The organism is Rhizobium sp. Root708, from assembly GCF_001429725.1.
GTDB lineage: Bacteria > Pseudomonadota > Alphaproteobacteria > Rhizobiales > Rhizobiaceae > Rhizobium.
The window spans coordinates 179,675-197,755 of record NZ_LMHV01000042.1 but is presented as its reverse complement, the minus strand read 5'-3'; the positions used below and the strand labels follow the sequence as shown (position 1 = coordinate 197,755).

16 protein-coding genes are annotated in these 18,081 nt (G+C 61.6%); 9 read left to right on the top strand and 7 right to left on the bottom strand.

The window, feature by feature from the left end:
- Positions 1-37: 37 nt before the first annotated feature.
- Positions 38-499 carry a Kazal-type serine protease inhibitor domain-containing protein gene (locus tag ASE04_RS23605; protein ID WP_056823554.1) on the top strand — a complete coding sequence of 154 codons (462 nt, stop codon included), beginning with the start codon at positions 38-40 and terminating at the stop codon, positions 497-499.
- Positions 500-505: 6 nt separating this feature from the next.
- On the opposite strand, the gene ASE04_RS23600 is transcribed toward ASE04_RS23605, so the two are convergent.
- The 4 genes from ASE04_RS23600 to ASE04_RS23585 all read right to left on the bottom strand — a co-directional run bounded on the left by ASE04_RS23600 (position 506) and on the right by ASE04_RS23585 (position 8,249).
- Positions 506-1,183: a redoxin domain-containing protein gene (locus tag ASE04_RS23600; RefSeq protein ID WP_056823551.1), complete on the bottom strand. Its 678-nt coding sequence runs from the start codon at positions 1,181-1,183 to the stop codon at positions 506-508.
- A gap of 91 nt (positions 1,184-1,274) precedes the next feature.
- Positions 1,275-4,502 carry an adenylate/guanylate cyclase domain-containing protein gene (locus tag ASE04_RS23595; protein WP_056823548.1) on the bottom strand — a complete coding sequence of 1,076 codons (3,228 nt, stop codon included), beginning with the start codon at positions 4,500-4,502 and terminating at the stop codon, positions 1,275-1,277.
- Positions 4,503-4,612: 110 nt separating this feature from the next.
- Positions 4,613-6,070 carry a hypothetical protein gene (locus ASE04_RS23590; RefSeq protein WP_056823545.1) on the bottom strand — a complete coding sequence of 486 codons (1,458 nt, stop codon included), beginning with the start codon at positions 6,068-6,070 and terminating at the stop codon, positions 4,613-4,615.
- Positions 6,071-6,149: 79 nt separating this feature from the next.
- Positions 6,150-8,249: a putative bifunctional diguanylate cyclase/phosphodiesterase gene (locus tag ASE04_RS23585; RefSeq protein ID WP_056823542.1), complete on the bottom strand. Its 2,100-nt coding sequence runs from the start codon at positions 8,247-8,249 to the stop codon at positions 6,150-6,152.
- 330 nt (positions 8,250-8,579) lie between these two features.
- Between ASE04_RS23585 and ASE04_RS23580 the strand changes: the two genes are divergently transcribed.
- From ASE04_RS23580 to ASE04_RS23560, 5 genes are all read left to right on the top strand, one after another.
- Positions 8,580-9,182 (top strand): 50S ribosomal protein L25/general stress protein Ctc, encoded by a 603-nt coding sequence (locus ASE04_RS23580; RefSeq protein ID WP_056823539.1) that lies wholly within the window; start codon positions 8,580-8,582, stop codon positions 9,180-9,182.
- 181 nt (positions 9,183-9,363) lie between these two features.
- Positions 9,364-11,724 (top strand): EAL domain-containing protein, encoded by a 2,361-nt coding sequence (locus ASE04_RS23575; protein WP_056823536.1) that lies wholly within the window; start codon positions 9,364-9,366, stop codon positions 11,722-11,724.
- A gap of 21 nt (positions 11,725-11,745) precedes the next feature.
- Positions 11,746-12,465, top strand: a complete 720-nt coding sequence (locus ASE04_RS23570; protein ID WP_056824064.1) for a substrate-binding periplasmic protein — start codon at positions 11,746-11,748, stop codon at positions 12,463-12,465.
- Between the two features lie 84 nt (positions 12,466-12,549).
- Positions 12,550-13,269 (top strand): aminoacyl-tRNA hydrolase, encoded by a 720-nt coding sequence (gene pth, locus ASE04_RS23565; RefSeq protein WP_056823533.1) that lies wholly within the window; start codon positions 12,550-12,552, stop codon positions 13,267-13,269.
- 1 nt (position 13,270) lies between these two features.
- Positions 13,271-13,720: a GNAT family N-acetyltransferase gene (locus tag ASE04_RS23560; RefSeq protein WP_056823530.1), complete on the top strand. Its 450-nt coding sequence runs from the start codon at positions 13,271-13,273 to the stop codon at positions 13,718-13,720.
- A 3-nt stretch (positions 13,721-13,723) separates the two neighbouring features.
- On the opposite strand, the gene clpS is transcribed toward ASE04_RS23560, so the two are convergent.
- Complete coding sequence (gene clpS, locus ASE04_RS23555; protein WP_056823528.1) at positions 13,724-14,035, bottom strand: ATP-dependent Clp protease adapter ClpS; 312 nt, start codon at positions 14,033-14,035, stop codon at positions 13,724-13,726.
- Between the two features lie 180 nt (positions 14,036-14,215).
- Here clpS and ychF point away from each other — a divergent pair, with 180 nt between their 5' ends.
- Complete coding sequence (gene ychF / locus ASE04_RS23550; protein WP_056823525.1) at positions 14,216-15,319, top strand: redox-regulated ATPase YchF; 1,104 nt, start codon at positions 14,216-14,218, stop codon at positions 15,317-15,319.
- A 24-nt stretch (positions 15,320-15,343) separates the two neighbouring features.
- Here ychF and ASE04_RS23545 read toward each other — a convergent pair whose 3' ends face one another.
- Positions 15,344-16,423, bottom strand: coding sequence for a hypothetical protein (locus ASE04_RS23545; RefSeq protein ID WP_056823522.1), 1,080 nt, complete (start codon positions 16,421-16,423; stop codon positions 15,344-15,346).
- Between the two features lie 80 nt (positions 16,424-16,503).
- On the opposite strand from ASE04_RS23545, the gene ASE04_RS23540 reads away from it, so the two are divergent.
- Together ASE04_RS23540 and ASE04_RS23535 are read left to right on the top strand one after the other, a co-directional pair.
- A complete protein-coding gene (locus tag ASE04_RS23540; protein ID WP_056824061.1) occupies positions 16,504-16,974 on the top strand; it encodes a MaoC family dehydratase in 471 nt (156 codons plus the stop codon).
- Positions 16,971-17,438 carry a MaoC family dehydratase gene (locus ASE04_RS23535; RefSeq protein WP_056823519.1) on the top strand — a complete coding sequence of 156 codons (468 nt, stop codon included), beginning with the start codon at positions 16,971-16,973 and terminating at the stop codon, positions 17,436-17,438. The genes ASE04_RS23540 and ASE04_RS23535 overlap by 4 nt, the downstream gene beginning before the upstream one ends.
- A gap of 6 nt (positions 17,439-17,444) precedes the next feature.
- On the opposite strand, the gene ASE04_RS23530 is transcribed toward ASE04_RS23535, so the two are convergent.
- Positions 17,445-17,987, bottom strand: coding sequence for an adenine phosphoribosyltransferase (locus ASE04_RS23530; protein WP_056823515.1), 543 nt, complete (start codon positions 17,985-17,987; stop codon positions 17,445-17,447).
- Between the last annotated feature and the right edge of the window lie 94 nt (positions 17,988-18,081).

Sequence of the window (18,081 nt, the reverse complement as noted above, 5' to 3'; positions counted from 1 at the left end):
TAGGGTTCCTCGAAATTCTCAAACGTCGAGGACGCAGATGCGACACGCCCGGTTCATATCCGCGAAAAAGCTTGCGCTGATCTTGATTGCGCCGGTGTTATTGGCCTGCACGGTCGAGACCGATCCCGGCTATTCGCGGCCACCGCCGCGCCCTCGCCCGCCACAACAGCAGATGTGCACGATGGAATACGCCCCCGTTTGCGGCGAACGGGGCGGACGAGTGCAGACCTTCGGCAACGCCTGCCAGGCTCGCGCCGACGGCTTTGCGATCGTCGCCCGGGGAGAATGCCGTCGCCAGCCGCCCGTCACGCCAATGCCGCCGCTGCCGAAGCCGCCGCGCCCCGAGCCTGATCACCCGCAAAGGCCAGGCGGCATCTGCACACGCGAATACCGCCCCGTCTGCGGCCAGCGTGGACCCGAGATGCGCACCTTCCCGAATGCATGCGAAGCCGGCAATGGCGGCTTCCGTATCATCGGCCCGGGAGAGTGCCGGCCCTGATCGCCGTCACGCGGCGATGTGGGATGCCGCCGACATCACTTCCTGGGGTGCCGGAACACCGAACATATGGCGTCCGTCATCCGCGACCTCGGTGAAGCACCAGCGAACGAAGCCGTCTCGGTCGAGGAGGAATTCGCCGACCAGCTGCCCCTGGCCCTTCGCGATCATGCGCCTGTCGTCATCGTCGAATTCGTAACCGTCGGCCTTGTCGAGGTATTCCGTCGCCGCCATCGGATCCATCGGCTGCGGCAGTTCCGGCATGTCGACGCGCATCGAGTTCACCACGTTGAGCCCGATCTTGTAGGGCCATGCGGTCTCCGATTCCGTGAATTCGACATTCGGAAGCCCGAAGGCGCGATGGGAAATCTGATCCGGATCGGAAGCCGCTAGGAGATTGGGTATGGGATGGTACTGGAAGTACAGCCTTGCCCGCTCGGTCGGCGTGTTGACGACGGTCAGGCTATCGATGCCCTTTTGCTGCAGCTCGCCGGCGAGGTTCGCCATGGCGGCAATCTGGCGCCGACAGAAGGGACAGTGCAATCCGCGAAAGAGGCCGACCAGAACCGGCTTCTGGCCGCGAAAATCATCGATGGCAATCTTTCCCTGACGCGTGATCGCGTCGAGCACGACATTGGGCGCGCGATCGCCTGGCTTCAGGGGTCTGTCACTCCGGGTCTCCGGCATGGTCTCCTCCTTCGCTAGTCCGCCGGCGCAATGCGTCGGCAACGAAACTCGGTACGCCCCTTTATCCGACGGCCTCGAACCGCCGCATTCTTCAATCCAGAAAAGGCAACACGACGAGTGCATCGGGATCCAGGCCATGGCGGACACAAACGTCCTTTGCCAACGCGAAATTATGCTCCGCACTCGCCATGTCGTCTGTCTCGAGATCCAGTGTTGCCAGTCCATCATAGCATGGAAACAGAAGCTGCGGCTCACCAATCTCCACCGCCAGCTGGAGCGCTTCCTGATAGCATCGCCGTGCCAGCCGCAGCTCGCCGTGGCATTGATGAATCTGGCCGAGGACGATGAGCGGCACGGCGAGATGGTCGCGCTGGTCGAGCGCACGATCGATCTCGATCGCGCGCTCCGCAGCCGGCAGCCCTTCGCTCGCGCACCGGTCGGTGAAGGTACAGCATGCGACCGCGAGGTTGGCGTGAAGCCTTGCCTGAAAACCAAGGTCGGCGATCCCGATGGCAAGATCGAGCCCGCGCCGGCAGACCTTGATGGCGCTGGCCGGATCGACGATGGCATAGAGCACACCGAGATTGGAGTAGGCCCGACATGCCGCACGAAGCAATTGTGCCTGCTCAGCCACTCGAAGACTGGCCTCGACCTCCCCCACTGCCTGCCGGTGATAACCGAGGCGGGCAAGGGCCACACCCTTGGTGTTCAGCGCTTCGGCCCTCGCCTGCGCCGCTTCCGCATTTGTGAGGTTCACGTCCTCAAGGCACGCCAGCGCCTCATCGGCCCAGCGCGCCGCCGCCTGATGATCCCCCTGCCTGAAGGCGAGATGCCCACGTTCCTGTAGCAGATGCGCCAGTTCAATGGATGCGGGCATCCCCTCCAGGCAAGTGCTGGCCTCCATGAAAAACGCATCCGCCAGATCCCGCCTGCCGGCATTCACATCGAGGCGACCGAGCTTTCGCAGCATCCGCGCCGCCGCTAACCGGTCGTCACAGGCTCGATATGCCGCAAGCGCTTCCTCGCAATAGCCCCGAGCGGCAGTGCGGTCACCGGCCGCGCTACAGAGATCGGCCAAACGCTCGCAGAGCATCAGCCTTTGTCGCAGCATATCGCCCCGTTCCCCGATCGCGGCGAAGGCCTCGAGATAGAGCCGCATCGCGTCGTCATTGGCATAGGCCTTTCCGGCCAGGTCGCCCGCTTCGGTCAGATAGTGGGCGCCCTTGGCAACCTCATCGGCCTGACGGAAGTGGTGTCCCAGCAACGCGACATCCTCGAGCCGCGGCAGGCCGGCGGGCAGCAGCCGCTCCATCGCGACCCCGATCCGGCCATGCAATTCCTTCCGTCGCTGCAGCAGCAGATTGTGATAGACGACATCGTGCAGCAGGGTTTGTGTGAAAGCATAGGTTCCGCCCGACGGTCCTCTCACCTCCTCGACCAGAATTTCCGCCGCGCAAAGCGCGTCGAGGTCGGCCTCGACATTTGCCCGATCCGACGCCACCGCCTGCAGCAAGACGGCTTCAAAGCGCGGCCCGACGACAGCGGCCTCCTGCAATAATCGCCTCGTGTCGGCGGGCAATCGGTCGATGCGAGCAAGCAGCATGGCCTGCAGGCTCATCGGGATCTCCGCCCCGCCGTCTCCGGTGGGGAAAGCCCAGGCCCCATCGCGAGAGACGACCATCCCGGTATCGATGAGACTTCTAACGATCTCCTCGATGAACAGCGGATTGCCGCCCGACCGCGTGAGAATCCCACTGCGGATATCCGTAGGAAGCTCGGCTCCGAAGAACTGCGAAAGCAGCCGTTCTCCGTCCGGGAGCGACAGCGGCGCCAGGCGGAGAATGGTGCGGTTGGTTCGGTTCGATGCCAACCCCTCTCCCTCCTCCGAGGACCGCGCGGTGGTCACCATCATCAACCGCGTCCGCTCCAGCCGATCCAGCACGAACCGCAGGGCGTCGATCGAGGCTGCATCGGCCCAGTGCATGTCCTCCACGACAAGCACGAGAGGACTGATCGCCAGGCGCCGCTCGATGATCGTCCGGGTCGCATAGAAAATCTGCCGTCGCAACTGCTCCGGCTCGAGATGGCGAAGCGCGTCGCCCGGATCACCGAAGCCGAACACGCAGAACAGCAGCGGCGAGAGCTCGGCAACGTTCTCCTCGGGAAAACCGAGTCCCCTCAGACCGGCGGTCAGAAGCTCGACGGTCTTCGCCGCACTTTCGCGATTTGCAATCCCGTAGGCACTGCGCAGCACCGAGGCCAGCGTGCCGTAGGATTGATCGCCGAGCGGCGAGCATACCGCGCAACGCACGACGACATCCGTGAATGTGTCGTCCTCTTCGATCCTGGCCAGGAAATCTCGAACGAGCCGCGACTTGCCGATCCCCGCCTCGCCGACGAGCTGCACCAGCTGCGCGCTACCGGCGCAGGCAAGCTCGAGACAGTCGGTCATCCGCGCCAGTTCGGCGTCGCGGCCGATCGTTTCGGCCCGCAGGCCGAGGCTTTCCAGACCCCGCGCGGCATGCGGCGTTTCGAGCGCGCCGACGAGACGATGCACGGCGACGATACCGCTTTTGCCGCGCAACTCTTGAGTTCCGAGGTTTTCGAACCCGAAAGCGTGGCGGGTGAGCCGATGCGTTACCGGACCGACGAGAATCTCACCGGGCGCGGCCAGGGACTGCAGGCGCTGGGCCGTATTGACCGTATCGCCTGTTACTGAATAGGAGCGCGCACCGCCCGTCCCGAAGCTGCCGGTCACCACAGGACCGGTATTGATGCCGATATGAAGCTGAAGGGGAATTCCGGCGAACTCGCGCCTGCGGGCTCCGAGTTCCGCGACGCCCCTTTCCATGTCCATCGCCGCGCAGAGAGCCCGGTGCGGATCGTCCTCATGGGCCGTCGGCGCACCGAACAGCGCCAGGAGCGCATCGCCGACGAACTTGTCGACGAAGCCTCCATAGGCAACGACACAACGGCTGAGCTCATCGAAAAGCTCGTTCTGCAGGCTACGCATCAGTTCCGGATCGAACTGTTCGCTCAGCGTCGTGAACCCGCAGAGGTCTGCGAAAAGCACGGTCAGCGGCCGCCGGTCGGCGGCGGCATCGTCAAGACCACGCGTGGCGGGTACACTCTCCGGGACAGCCGGTTCCGGGCTTGCGGCGGAACTATTGCTGAGAGACTTCCCGCAACGGGGGCAAAACAGAAAGTCGGGAGCGCATTGCTGGCCGCAGGCGGCACAAGAGATCGGTTGCTTTGCGCCGCATTTGGGACAAAACGCAAAGCCGCTCTGGATCACAAAACCGCAGGCCGCACAGTTCATCGCAGCCGCCCTTACGCCAGTCCACAAGCTGGCAAGCCCCGCTCAACGGAGCATCGGGGCTAGACCAGAATGAACCTGCATCGCAAGACGCGCAAGAGGCGGCGGAAACGCTAGTCGGCGCCCTTGACGACCTGACCGTTGACCGTCACGGCGCCGTCCTTGGCGACGTTGATATCCCAGCGCTGGCGCCCGTCGGTATCGGTCTTCGCAAAGCCCTTCGCCATCATCAGCCCGAACGAGACCTGGTTTAGGTCGGGGTTGGTCTTGGCGAGATCCTGGATGGCGGTGATCGTCTTGTCGAAATCCCGCGCCACGATGGATGCATCGAGCGAATACTCCTTCTGTGACGTGGAGTGCCCGCGCAATTCGCCGGAGAGATCGACATCATACATGCTGGAAACGGCGGAGATTTTCGGGAAACCAATCACCAGGTTGTCATCCTTGAACAGCTTCTCGAAAGCCTTCTTGCCCGCCTCGTCCGACCCCTTGGATTTCGTGAAGTCCATCTTCAACAGTTCGTCGCCGAAGGTGGCAAAATCCATGTCCGGCATGGAGAACTGCATGCTGAAGGACTGCGGCAGGAACGCGGAATAGGCTGCCGGAACGAGAGCGCTGTCGAGCGTGATCCCCTGCGCTGTGACGCCGACGTCAAACCGGGTCGCGTTGGTTGGGCCGGCCATGGCGATGTTGTAGTCGATGCTCTTTGCACCGCCGCTGCCGTCCTTGGCCGAAACGGTCACGTTGCTGAAGCTGATGGTCTCGTTCAGGCTGGTTACGAGCGGAAACGCATCGCGCAACAGCGACTTGAGCTTTTCGCTGTCCGCGCGCCGCAGTTTCTTGTCGTCGGCATGGGCGAGGACGAAGGCCACGATCTCGCGGAGTTCCTTCGCCGCAACGCCGTTGACGGCGGCCGCGAAATCCAATGCGTCGGCCCGGATCTCGACCAGCGGCATATCGGCGCCGCTGACGCTCTCGAGCAGCTGCGACATGCTTCCGCTGGCGGCAAAATTCGTTCTGCCGGCCTGCTCGTTGTCCGAAGAGGTCAGTTTCGTCGTGGAATTCGCCGCTGTGACCTTTACCTCTTCCTTCTCCGTCTTGGAGGTGAGCCGTATCGCCTTCGTCGAGAAGTCGCCGGAGCGGAGGTAGCTGATCGCGGGATCGAACAGCGCGTTGAAAACGTAGGAATTGATGCCGTAGGAGAAATCCGTCGTCGGCTGCCCTTCGGCCTTGATGGTTCCGGAAACGTCGAGCGAGTTGTCGCCCTCAAGCTTCCAAAGCCCGCCGTCCTCAGGCGTCGCGAACATCGACCAGGGGGTCAGCCCGGAAACCGACAGGCCGGTATGGCTGCCGAACGTCTTCAGCATCTTGTCGAGATCGTAGATGATCTCGTAGCGCTCGCCTGCCGGATTGACGTTGATGCTGCCGTTCTTCTGCGCGTCCTTCGGCAGGAGGCGCGTCAGGTCGCGCTTGAGATTATCAGCGCCCTGCTGGGTGATGTCGGCGGCAAGGGCCGGCTCGGCCAGGCCCGCAACGACAGCACAAACGAGAACTATGGCGTTGAGACGCATACCGAATTTCTCCTGCCTCATTTGGTGGGCCATGTGAAGTGCGCGATGGGGTGATGTCAACCCCGACGGGTTGCCGCGATCACGCTGCCGCGCCCCGCGAACCGTCGATGCCGGTCGAAGCCTGGTTGGCGGTGGTCGCGGAAGATGAGGACGCCGGCTTGCCGACAAGGTCTTCGATCTCGTGGCGCGGAACCGGCCTGCCGAAAAGGAAGCCCTGCACCTGCGGGCACCCTTCTCGCCGAAGAAAATCGATGTGCTCCTCCCGCTCCACGCCTTCGGCAAGGACCGGAATGTCGAGGCTCTGCGCCAGGATAAGCGTGGACCGGACGATTGCCGCGGATTGCTTGTTGTTGGTAACACCCTCGACGAAGGCGCGGTCGATCTTGATCTTGTCGAAGGGGAAGCTCTGCAAGGTCGAGAGCGAGGAATAGCCTGTTCCGTAGTCGTCCATCGCTATCCGGACGCCGAGGCCCTTCAGGCGACGGATCGCGTTCAAGGCATGCACATGATCCGCGACAATGCCGGTTTCAGTGATCTCGATTTCAAGACGCGCAGGTGCAAGGCCGGTATCCATCAGTATCTGATGAACGATCTGCGGCAACCGGCTGTCGGCAAGCTGCTGAGCCGCCACGTTGACGGCAATCCGCAGGGGGTTCTGCCAGGTGGCAGCCTCCGCGCAGGCCGTCCGCATCACCCACTCCCCCAACTCCATGATGAAGCCGGTCTTTTCGGCAATCGGAATGAATTCGGTCGGCGGCACAAATCCTCGCGTCGGATGCTGCCAGCGCAGGAGAACTTCCAGGCCGACGACCTGACGGCTGACCGTATCGTTCTGCCGCTGGTAGAAAAGCAGGAATTCGCCGCGCTTGAGACCATCGCGCATTTCGATGGCCAGCGCATTGCGCGCGCGAGCCGCCTCGTCCATCGAAGGATCGTAGAAGCAAATGCTGCCGCCGATCGTCGACTTGGCGCGGTACATCGCGACATCGGCCTGCGACAGCAGATCGTCGATCGTCCGCGCCCGGTCGGGGAAGCTGGAAATGCCGATACTGGAACCGACGCAGAGAGATTGCCCGTTCCATTCGACAGGGCGTTCGATCTCGTCCAGCAGACGCTGCGCCAGACTGCGCGCCTCCGGACGTGCGATATGGTCGCGAATGACGACAACGAATTCGTCGCCGCCGACGCGCGCCGCAAATCGCCCGGCTCCGGTGACCGACGCCAATCGTTCGCCGATCGCCCGCAGCACGGCATCGCCCGCCGCATGGCCGTGCACGTCGTTGATCTCCTTGAAGCGATCGAGATCGAAGCAGAGAACCGCGATGCTGCTGGTCAGGTCGCTGAGGCTCTTTGTCAGCGCCGGAAGGTGCTCGTTCAGCGCCGCCCGGTTCGCGAGGTTCGTCAACGGATCATGCAGGGAAAGATGGCGATAGCGGGCGACGGCTGCGACTGTCGACTGCATGTCGATGATATAGGTGGAGGCGCCGAGAAGCAGGATCACGATCATGACGGCCCCGACCAGACCCGTCATGATGCCGACCGACAGGATCTCCGGAGGCACGGACACACTCGCATCGGGAACAATCGTCATCCCCGCCATGCCGAGGAAATGCGTGGAAACGATCGCGAGCAGCAACGGAATGGCCGCACCGCATTTGCTCAGGCGCCTGCTCGGCCGCACGACACGGTTGGTCGCCAAGGCGCCGAAGAAGCCGCCGGCCAGGAGCGAGCAGATCACATAGGCCTGGTTCCACTGAATCTCGCCGGCAACCTTATAGCCGGAAATGCCGACATAATGCATCGCCGCGACGCCGAGACCGACGATTGCACCGCCGGCTTCGATAAACGCACTCTTGTCCCGTCCGAGCGACGCGATGGCAAAGCCGGCAATCGCCGAGGTGATGCCGATAAACAACGACAGAAGTGTCAACTCCGCCTCGTAGCCGAACAGAACCGGGCTCTGATAGCCGAGCATGGCAATGAAGTGCGTCGTCCAGATCGTCGAGCCGCCGACGAACCCCGACAGGAACAGCCAGTTGATCCGCTGCAGCGCCTGCGTTCGCCGGACGCGGGAAAACAGCCGCACGGTTAGCAGCGAGCCTGAGATGCAGATGACGGTAGCAAAGAGGAGGTGCAGCGCGCTGTGTTCGATGCCGATGCAGGTAATGAGGCGGAGCATATGGGGAACCGGATTGAGACAGGCTCCTTATATTGATCCTGACATTAGCATTCATTAATGCGTGACGAATTCCCGCCATATGGTTAAGTGTTGGCGACGCGCCACAACCGCGAATTCCCAGGTCGATCTGCAACTCGCCGGGAGCTTGCCGATCGGGCTGACATCGTACAGTCATACTGCCTTGCCTTTGTGGGCCATCTATACTATAGCGCACGCGTCCGCACAGACACCCTTGGAGGCAATGCGGATGAGGATGGGGAAACCCGCCTCCAGTTCAGCGACAGGCAACGCCTGCGCCGAGCTCTCCAAATAACCTCGGAAGGAAAAGTCATGAGCCACGAAAGCTACGAGCTCAAGGCCGAGGCGCGCGAACGGGTTGGTAAGGGGTCCGCCCGTGAACTTCGCCGCAATGGTCTTATCCCGGCTGTCATCTATGGTGACAAGCAGGCCCCCATTTCTATCACTCTCAGCACCAATGAGGTGACCAAGCGCATTCATGCCGGTGGTTTCATGACCACGATCGCGACGATCGACGTCGACGGCAAGAAGTACAAGGTTCTGCCGAAGGACTACCAGCTGGATCCCGTCCGTGACTTCACGATGCACGTGGACTTCCTGCGCGTATCCGGCAACACCCAGGTCACAGTCGAGATCCCGGTTCACTTCATCAATGAAGACAAGTCCCAGGGCCTCAAGATCGGCGGCGTTCTGAACATCGTTCGTCACGAAATCGAAGTTCATTGCCCGGCAGACGCTATCCCGGAATTCTTCAACATTGACCTCAGCGGCAAGAAGATCGGCGACAGCATCCATATCTCGGAAGTCACCCTTCCGAAGGGCGTTTCGACCGTTATCGACCGCGACTTCACGATCGCAACGATCATTGCTCCGGCAGGCGGCGTTGACGAAGGCGCTGAAGAAGCCGAAGCCTGATAGCTTCCATAATTTGTAAAGCATACGGCCCGCTTTCTAACGAAGGCGGGCTTTTTCATTTTGGCGAAAGGGGTCGTTTCAGCAACATTTAATACATTTCGGGGAAGCATTCAGGACCGTCCGGAGGATGCCGAGGGCGCCAGGTAACGGCCAGAATGCGGCAAGGGGAAAAACGGAACAAATGCACAATTCCGTTCAGAATAGGTTTCTCGCAATCGTCTGCGGAGCACTGCTTCTCTTTGTTGCGCCCCTCTTTGTGCTGTTCCTTTTTCTGTCGTCCGAAAGAGCCGACAAGGAAATCCGCGACCACATCTCCGTGCTTCTCGTCGCCAACGCCCAGGCACTGGCCAAGCCGCTATGGGACCTGGATGATGACAGCGTCGCCCAGATCAGCGCCACCGTCGTTTCGCAGGGTGCGATCGTCAAGGTTCAGGTCCGCGATCAGTCCGGCCAGCTCGACGTCACCCAGTCCACGATCCCGAAGTCCTTCCGCGGCGAACTCATCCAGGTATCCCGCGCGATCATCTACAATACCGTGGATGGTCCCAAGAACCTCGGCACCATTTCTGTATTCTATCCAGCACTCGGCCTCTTCGGCGGCCTGAAGCATGAAGAGATCGTCTTCATGGCGATCTTCGTCTTCGCCGTGCTCACGGTTTTCAGCTCGGCCCTGATCGGTAACCGCATCTTTGTCATTCGCCCGCTGATGCGCCTGATCGCGGCCATTGAAGCGACCGGACAGCTCGGCTCGCGTCATCACGTCGATTGGCGTTCGAATGACGAAATGGGTCGCCTGGCCAGCAGCTTCAACGAGATGCAGTCCAAGCTCGAGAGCGAGGAACGCGAACTCAAGCTCGCCCACCGCCGCGCGATCGACATCTACGACCTGACTCCGGCTATGCTGTTCTCTCTCGACGAGGACAACAGGATCACCGCCGTCAGCGACTACTGGCTGTTTGCGACCGGATACCTCAGGCGCGACGTTATCGGAAAACGGTTCATCGATCTGGTCACCGCCGAAACACGCGACCTCTTCCTTGATCGCAATACGCGTGACGACAGCACGGCGGCCTCGGGTGTCACCGTCAAGTTCATCTGCGCCAACGACCGCTTGATGGACGTTCTGATCCTGGAATCGAAGGCCGCGACGGGCGGCCACGACGTCCTCTCGCTCTCGGTCATGACAGATGTCACCGACTTGAAGGCCTCGGAAGCGCGCAACCACCAGCAGGCGATCAGCGATCACCTGACCGGCTTGCTGAACCGCCAGGGTTTCGAAGCCGTGCTCGACAGGAAAATCCGTCAAGCCGACCAGACCGGCAACGAACTCGCCTGCCTCTTCGTCGACCTCGACCGTTTCAAGTGGATCAACGACAATCTCGGCCACGCCGAGGGCGACAACGCGCTGCGCGAGTTCGTCGAGCGGCTCAAGATGCATCTCGCACCTTCGGACGAGGCTGCTCGCCTCGGCGGTGACGAGTTCGCCATCCTGCTGCCCGCAAAGGACGCCGTGCGACGCGCCACCGCGATGGCCGAGCAGATCGCATCCGTCTTCCATCAGCCCTTCGGTTCCGACCTGCACCTCAGCGCCAGCGTCGGCATCGCCATCTACCCGCATCATGCGATGAATGCAGTGGAACTGCTGCAGAAATCCGATATGGCGATGTACGCCAAGAAGCGCGACGGAAAGAACGGTGCGCAGCTGTTCGACAACAGCATGCTGGACCACGCCCGGACGCGCGCCGAGATCGAGACCTGCATCGAAACCGGATTGGCGGAAAACTGGTTCGACGCCTACCTGCAACCGATCGTGAACTTGAACGGCCGCGGCATCGCCGGCTTCGAAGCTCTCATGCGCCTCAACCACCCGCAGAAGGGGTTGATGGCACCGGCCGAGATTATCGAGGTCGCGGAAGAGACCTCCAAGATCGTGCGTGTCGGCAATGCCATCATGGAAAAGGCGATCGCGCATCTGGCACGCATATCGCGGCTGCCCGGCATGCAGGACAGCTACCTAGCCATCAATTTCTCGCCGCTGCAGTTCGAAGCAGCCCTTCCCGCGCGTCTGGCCTCGGCGCTCGGGCGTCACGGGATCCGGCCGGATCGGATCGTCGTCGAGATCACCGAAGCCGTGCTCATGCACAACAACCCGCATATCCGAACGATCGTCGGCGAAATCCGCCGGTTTGGTTGCCGCATCGCGCTGGACGATTTCGGCACCGGATATTCATCGCTGAGCTACCTGAACCGCTTCCCTGTCGATATCATCAAAGTGGATCAGTCGTTCACACGGTCGATCAACGATGCGAGCGAAGAAGTGCGCCAGAAGAGCCGGACGCTGGTCGAGAGCATCACGACGCTCTCCCACAAGATGGGCTGCACCGTCATAGCCGAAGGCATAGAGACCGAAGACGAATGCCGAACGCTATACGAGATGGGTCTCGATTTCGGCCAGGGTTATCTCTTCCATCGCCCGCAAAACGCCGATCGGCTGATCGAGATATTGACTGATGCAACGCCTGCGGTGGCGCGTGCATCCTGACAATCAGGGGAAGGCCAGATGATCAAACGCTTGATGCTACTCACTCTGCTTTGTCTTCCCTCGTTTGCCGCCGCACAGGCCGCGACCGTCACCCTTCTCACCGAGGAATACTCGCCCTTCAGCTACCGCGAGGGTAAGGTGTTGAAAGGTGCCTCGATCGAGCAGGTCGACAAGATCATGACATCTGCCGGCATCGATTATTCGATCGAAATGGTGCCCTGGACGCGCGCCTACAGCCAGGCTCAGACCACACCGATGACCTGCGTGTTCACGACCGCGCACAGCGCACAGCGCGACCAGATCTTCAAGTGGGTCGAACCGCTTCTGATCGACCGCAACATCCTGGTTGCAAAGATCGGCTCCAGCGTCTCCGCCACCGATCTTGACGATGCGAAGAAGTACACCGTCGGCACGCATCGCGGCGATTACACCGAAGCGCTTCTGAAGGACAAGGGCTTCACCCGGATCGATCTCGCGAGCGACTTCAGCGGCACCTTGCGCAAGCTGCTCAACGGCCGGGTGGATCTCATGCCTATTTCGGAGCCCTATTTCGAGAAGATCAAGGCCGAGCAGCCGCTGCGACGCGTGGCGCTGCTGGCATCGCAGGCAATGGGCATCGCCTGCGAAAAGAGCTTTCCCGATGACCTGCGGGCGAAAATGCAGGACGCCTTGAATAAGCTGATTGCCGATGGCACGCAGAAAGAGATTTTCGCGAGATACGGCCTACATACGGCCGAGTAAGGCTGGCAAGCCCCAGGGAATGCTTGACTCCGGCGCCGTTTCGCGGTGGTGACAGGCAACCGACCTCGCAAGGAACGAATACCCATGCTGATCATCGCCGGCCTCGGCAACCCCGGCAGCAAGTATGCCGGCAACCGACACAACATCGGCTTCATGGCAGTCGACGCCATCTACCGGCGCCACAGCTTTTCGCCGTGGTCGAAGAAGTTCAAGGCCGAGATTTCCGAAGGCGAGCTTGGCGGCGAGAAGGTATTGCTGATCAAGCCACAGACCTACATGAACCTTTCGGGCGAATCCGTTGGCGAGGCGATGCGCTTCTACAAGCTGCAACCCTCGGATATCGTCGCCATCTACGACGAACTCGACCTTCCGCCCGCAAAGGCGCGGCTGAAGACGGGCGGCGGACATGGCGGCCACAACGGGATCAAGTCGCTCGACGCCCATTGCGGCAAGGACTATCGGCGCCTGCGCCTCGGCATCGGCCATCCGGGCGTCAAGGAACTGGTGCAGCATCATGTGCTTGGTGACTTCGCGAAGGCCGACCAGAGCTGGCTTGAGCCCCTGCTCGACACGCTCGCCGACAATGCCGACATGCTGGTCCGCAACGAAGACTCGCAATTGATGAACAAGCTGGCCCTGGCGGTCGGCGGCAAGGCCGATGAAGACAAGCCTAAAGCGGAGAAGAAGCCCGCCGCCAAGTCGCACATTCATCAGGCGCGCAACCACGCGCAGCCAAAAGCGCTTCCGACAACCGGGCCGATGGCAGAAATGCTGAAGAAGATGTTCGGCAACAAGGGCGATTGACGTGTCCGCCGGCGAACTCGTCATCCGCGCCGCCGAGGCTGGCGACCTGCCGGTCTTGCTTGCCCTTTACCGCGAGCTGAACCCGGCCGACCCCGTCATCGACGGCGCGCAGGCCGAAGAACGCTTCGAAGCAATCCTTTCACAGCCCGGCATGACGGTTTTCATCGGCCATGCCGGCGAAGCTGTGGCTTCGTCGGTAACATTGATCGTCGTCCCCAACCTGACCAGAAACGGCGCGTCATATGCGGTGATCGAAAACGTGGTGACCGCCGCGACCCACAGGATGCGGGGCTACGGACGCGCCCTGATCGAGCACGCCGTCAAGGCCGCCTGGGAAGCGGGCTGCTACAAGGTCATGCTTCTTACGGGATCGAAGGATCCAGCAACGCTGCGCTTCTACAAGAACTGCGGCTTTAGCCAGGATAAGACGGGCTACCAGATCAGGCGCTGACGGTTATTCTTCCGGCTCTGCCGTCAACATCAGCGGGAAGTCGGCCTCCTTGGCGTAATCCATCGCTTCCTTGACCTTCGTCTCGGCGATATCCTTCGTGCAAACCACCACCACGCTCGATCCCAGCTTGTGCGCGGTCATCATGACACGGTAGCCGGCTTCCCCTCCCATGCGGAAGACGGCCTTGAGGATCATCACCACGAATTCGCGCGGTGTGTAGTCGTCGTTGAAGAGGATGACCTTGTAGAGCTTCGGCCGGTCCAGCTTCGATTTCGACTTGGTCTTCGGTTTCTGAGCAATATCGTTATCACTCATCGCAAATCTACCCGTTGATGACATGGAGAAGCGAGAATGGCTCGCCGATACCTATATCGCGCTGCAAAGGCCGAGGTTCAACCCTCGGAATGCAAGAGACTTGCGCGAAAAGCTTGACCGCAAGGCGCCTTTTACCCCATAGCCAGCACCAACGAATTCAAGAACAGCAGGTTTCAGGCCATGGGCTTCAAATGCGGTATCGTCGGTCTGCCGAATGTCGGCAAGTCGACCCTCTTCAACGCGCTGACCAAGACGGCGGCAGCGCAGGCGGCAAACTATCCTTTCTGCACGATCGAACCGAACACCGGCGAAGTCGCCGTTCCGGATCCGCGCATGCAGAAGCTGGCCGCTATCGCCGGCTCCAAGGAAATCATCCCGACCCGCATCTCCTTCGTCGACATCGCCGGCCTCGTACGCGGCGCGTCCAAGGGTGAAGGCCTCGGCAACAAGTTCCTCGCCAACATCCGCGAAGTCGATGCCGTCGTGCATGTGCTGCGCTGTTTCGAAGACGACGACATCACCCATGTCGAAGGCAAGATCAACCCGGTCGGCGACGCGGACACGATCGAGACCGAGCTGATGCTCGCCGACCTCGAAAGCCTGGAACGCCGTGTCGAGCAGACCCGCAAGCGCGCCGCCTCCAAGGACAAGGAATCGCTGGCCCAGCTGCCGGTCATGGAAGCGGTCATCAAGCTGTTGAACGAAGGCAAGCCTGCCCGCCTCCTGCTCAAGACCCTGGCTGTCGAAGATATCGAGATCCTCAAGGGCCTCAACCTCCTGACCTCGCACCCGGTGCTGTACGTGTGCAACGTCGCTGAAGCTGACGCCTCGACCGGCAACGCGCACACCGCCGCCGTCGCCGTCATGGCCAAGGAACAGGGTGCGGAATGCGTCATTATCTCGGCCGCGATCGAATCTGAAGTCGCGCAGCTGCCGGAAGAGGAAGCGAAGGAATTCCTCTCCGCGCTCGGCCTGGAAGAAGCCGGTCTCGACCGCCTGATCCGTGCGGGTTACCACCTGCTCGACCTGATCACCTATTTCACCGTCGGCCCCAAGGAAACCCGCGCCTGGACCATCGTCCGCGGCACCAAGGCGCCTGCTGCCGCTGGCGTTATCCACACTGACTTCGAGCGCGGCTTCATCCGCGCTTTCACCATCGGCTACGACGACTACATCACCTTCAAGGGTGAAGTCGGCGCCAAGGAAGCCGGCAAGGGCCGCGACGAAGGCAAGGAATACGTCGTCCAGGACGGCGACGTCATCCACTTCCGCTTCAACACCTGATCCGATGACAAGACAGACTGCCGCCTAAGCTGGCGGCAGTCTTGCCTGCATGCCCTCAGGCAGACGGCGCATGACGAAACGCCGAAGCGGCATCCATCCTGTGCCAATGATGAGGACGATCACGCCCACCGTCAGGAGCGTGATGAAGACGTAGGTATCGATGCTCGCGTCTCCGCGGCGAAAGATGCCATAGAGCGCAAAACCCAGCGACAGCAATCCCGACGTCACGAAGGCTCGACGGTCGATAATCAGGCCGATGAACATAAGTGCCACGACAGTTGCCACCACCAGCGGCGTCCGTCCCGACATGGTCTGCAGGGCGCTCAGCGTTCCACCGGTGAGCCCGGGCAGCGAGAGCACGCTGTAAAGCAAGGCGGGTGCCGCTCCGAGATGCAGCCAGAAGGCGACATCCGAATTGACGGTGCGCCGCATCGGGTCCTTCAGGTCGAAGCTCATCGCAAGCGCGAATAGGCCGACGGCGCAGACGATCGCGATGATCGACAGGACCGCCGGGTGGTTGAGTTCGAAGAGCGGATCACCGGAGAGCCACGCCAGCGCGCGCAGGACGAGCTGTAGCAGGACCACCGCCGCTCCCATCATCGACAGCGCCAGCGCGAGCGGAACGCGGTAGACCAGATAGAAAAGCCCCATCACCACAGGAAACGCGAGCGTGAACTGCAATGTATCGCTGCCGCCAAGATTCATGCCGGTGAAGCCGCTCCCGACCCAGCTCGCCGACATCACCGCGGTCCACGCAGCAAGCGCAAGGCTGAGGACGACCGCCGGCAAGGCAAGCCTCTGCCGCCGAACAAGGATTTCGGCAAGTACGACGATCGCAGGCAGGACCGCATAGGTCGAAGCCACGCCCCATAGCCCCGCGAGCGCGACGACGATGCCGATCGTGATCAGCACGTCGTGAAAGCCGCGCACGAAGCTCGGCGTTTCCGTATCCGAAAACGGCGCCGCATCAGGCCGCGCAACGGCGGAAGGCATGTCGACCTTCACGCCCCGCGCCACAAGGAATGGCAGGAGGCGATCGATTGTTTGCGTCGGCATGATGCCTTCACGCGCCGCATCGTCGAGAATCTGCTTCAGTTCGGTCATGGACAAGTTTCGCAGGAATCGTTGTGTCTGACGGCATGCTATTGTAATTGATATGAAACTCCTATGAGGTGCAGACGAATTTGTCCGATCCCAAACTTGCCTTCGAGGATTTTCAGCCCGGCCGCCGCTTCGCACTGGGACCGAAGACGGTCACTGCGGCGGAGATCATCGACTTTGCCGAGGAGTTCGATCCGCAGCCCATGCATCTCGACGAGAGCGCCGGCCGCGCCAGCATCCTCGGCGGCCTTGCGGCCTCCGGTTGGCACACATCGGCCCTGTTCATGCGGATGATGGCGGAGAGCTTCCTTATCGGCTCCAATTCGCAAGGCGCTCCGGGTGTCGACTTCATGGAATGGCGCCGGCCTGTTCTGGCGGGTGACACCATCTCCGGATATTCGACGGTGCTGGAAGCGCGCCCGCTCCGCTCGCGACCGGGCATCGGCATGGTGAAGTTCCGCCACGAGGTCGAAAATCAGAACGGCGAACTTGTCTGCCTGGCGGAGAACTCGATCATGTTCGTCCTGCAGGAACCACAGGAGAAGCCGGCATGATCATGGCGGAACGCTACGCGATCGGCGAAAAGGTCGAAATCGGCAGCTATCTCTTCACGCCGGAACGGATCGTTCATTTCGCCGAACGCTTCGATCCGCAGCCGTTCCATCTCGACGCGGAGGCGGCAAGCCAATCGCTCTTTGGCGGTCTTTGTGCATCCGGCTGGCATACCTGCGCGGCCTGGATGCGCACCTTTGTCGCTTACTGGGAACGGGAATGCGTCCGGCTCTTGTCGGAAGGCATCGAGCCTCCGAAGCTCGGCCCCTCGCCCGGCTTCCGGACGCTTCAGTGGATACGGCCGGTCTTTGCCGGAGAGGAAGTCGCCTACACCGTGACGTTCCTATCGAGCCGCGCCCTTGCATCGCGTCCGGGACGAAGGCTGAACAGCATTCTCTGCGAAGGCACGATCGCGGACGGCACGCCGGTCGTCCGCTTCGAAAGCACCGTCATCGAATTCGAGTAACCGGCCTCAGTGGCCGGAAAACTCCACGAGCGTACGGACATCGACGCCGAGTTCTTCGAGCTTCTTGCGACCGCCGAGGTCCGGCAGATCGATAACGAAGCAGGCCGACACGACCTCCGCGCCGATCTGGCGCAGCAGCTGCGTCGCGCCAACGGCCGTGCCGCCGGTAGCGATCAGGTCGTCGACGAGAATGACCTTCTCGCCCGGCTGCACCGCATCGCGATGCATTTCCATCTCGTCGACACCGTATTCCAGGCTGTAGGCGATGCGAACCGTGTCGTGCGGGAGCTTGCCCTTCTTGCGGATGGGCACGAAACCTGCCGACAGCTGGTGTGCCACGGCACCGCCCAGGATAAAGCCGCGCGCTTCCATTCCGGCGATCTTGTCGATCTTCATGCCGGCATAGGGCTGGACGAGCTCGTCGATGGCGCGCCGGAAGGCGCGGGGGTTGCCGAGAAGCGTGGTGATGTCACGGAAGATAATGCCGGGCTTGGGATAGTCCGGAATGGAGCGAATGCTGGCTGCAAGCTCCGAAATCGTGTCGTTCATGGAAGATCCATCTGAAGGGCCGTTGGTCGGCGCACCCTATCAACTGCGGGTGCCGGAACCAACAAAAAAGGCGGCCCCGCGGCCGCCTTTTCCT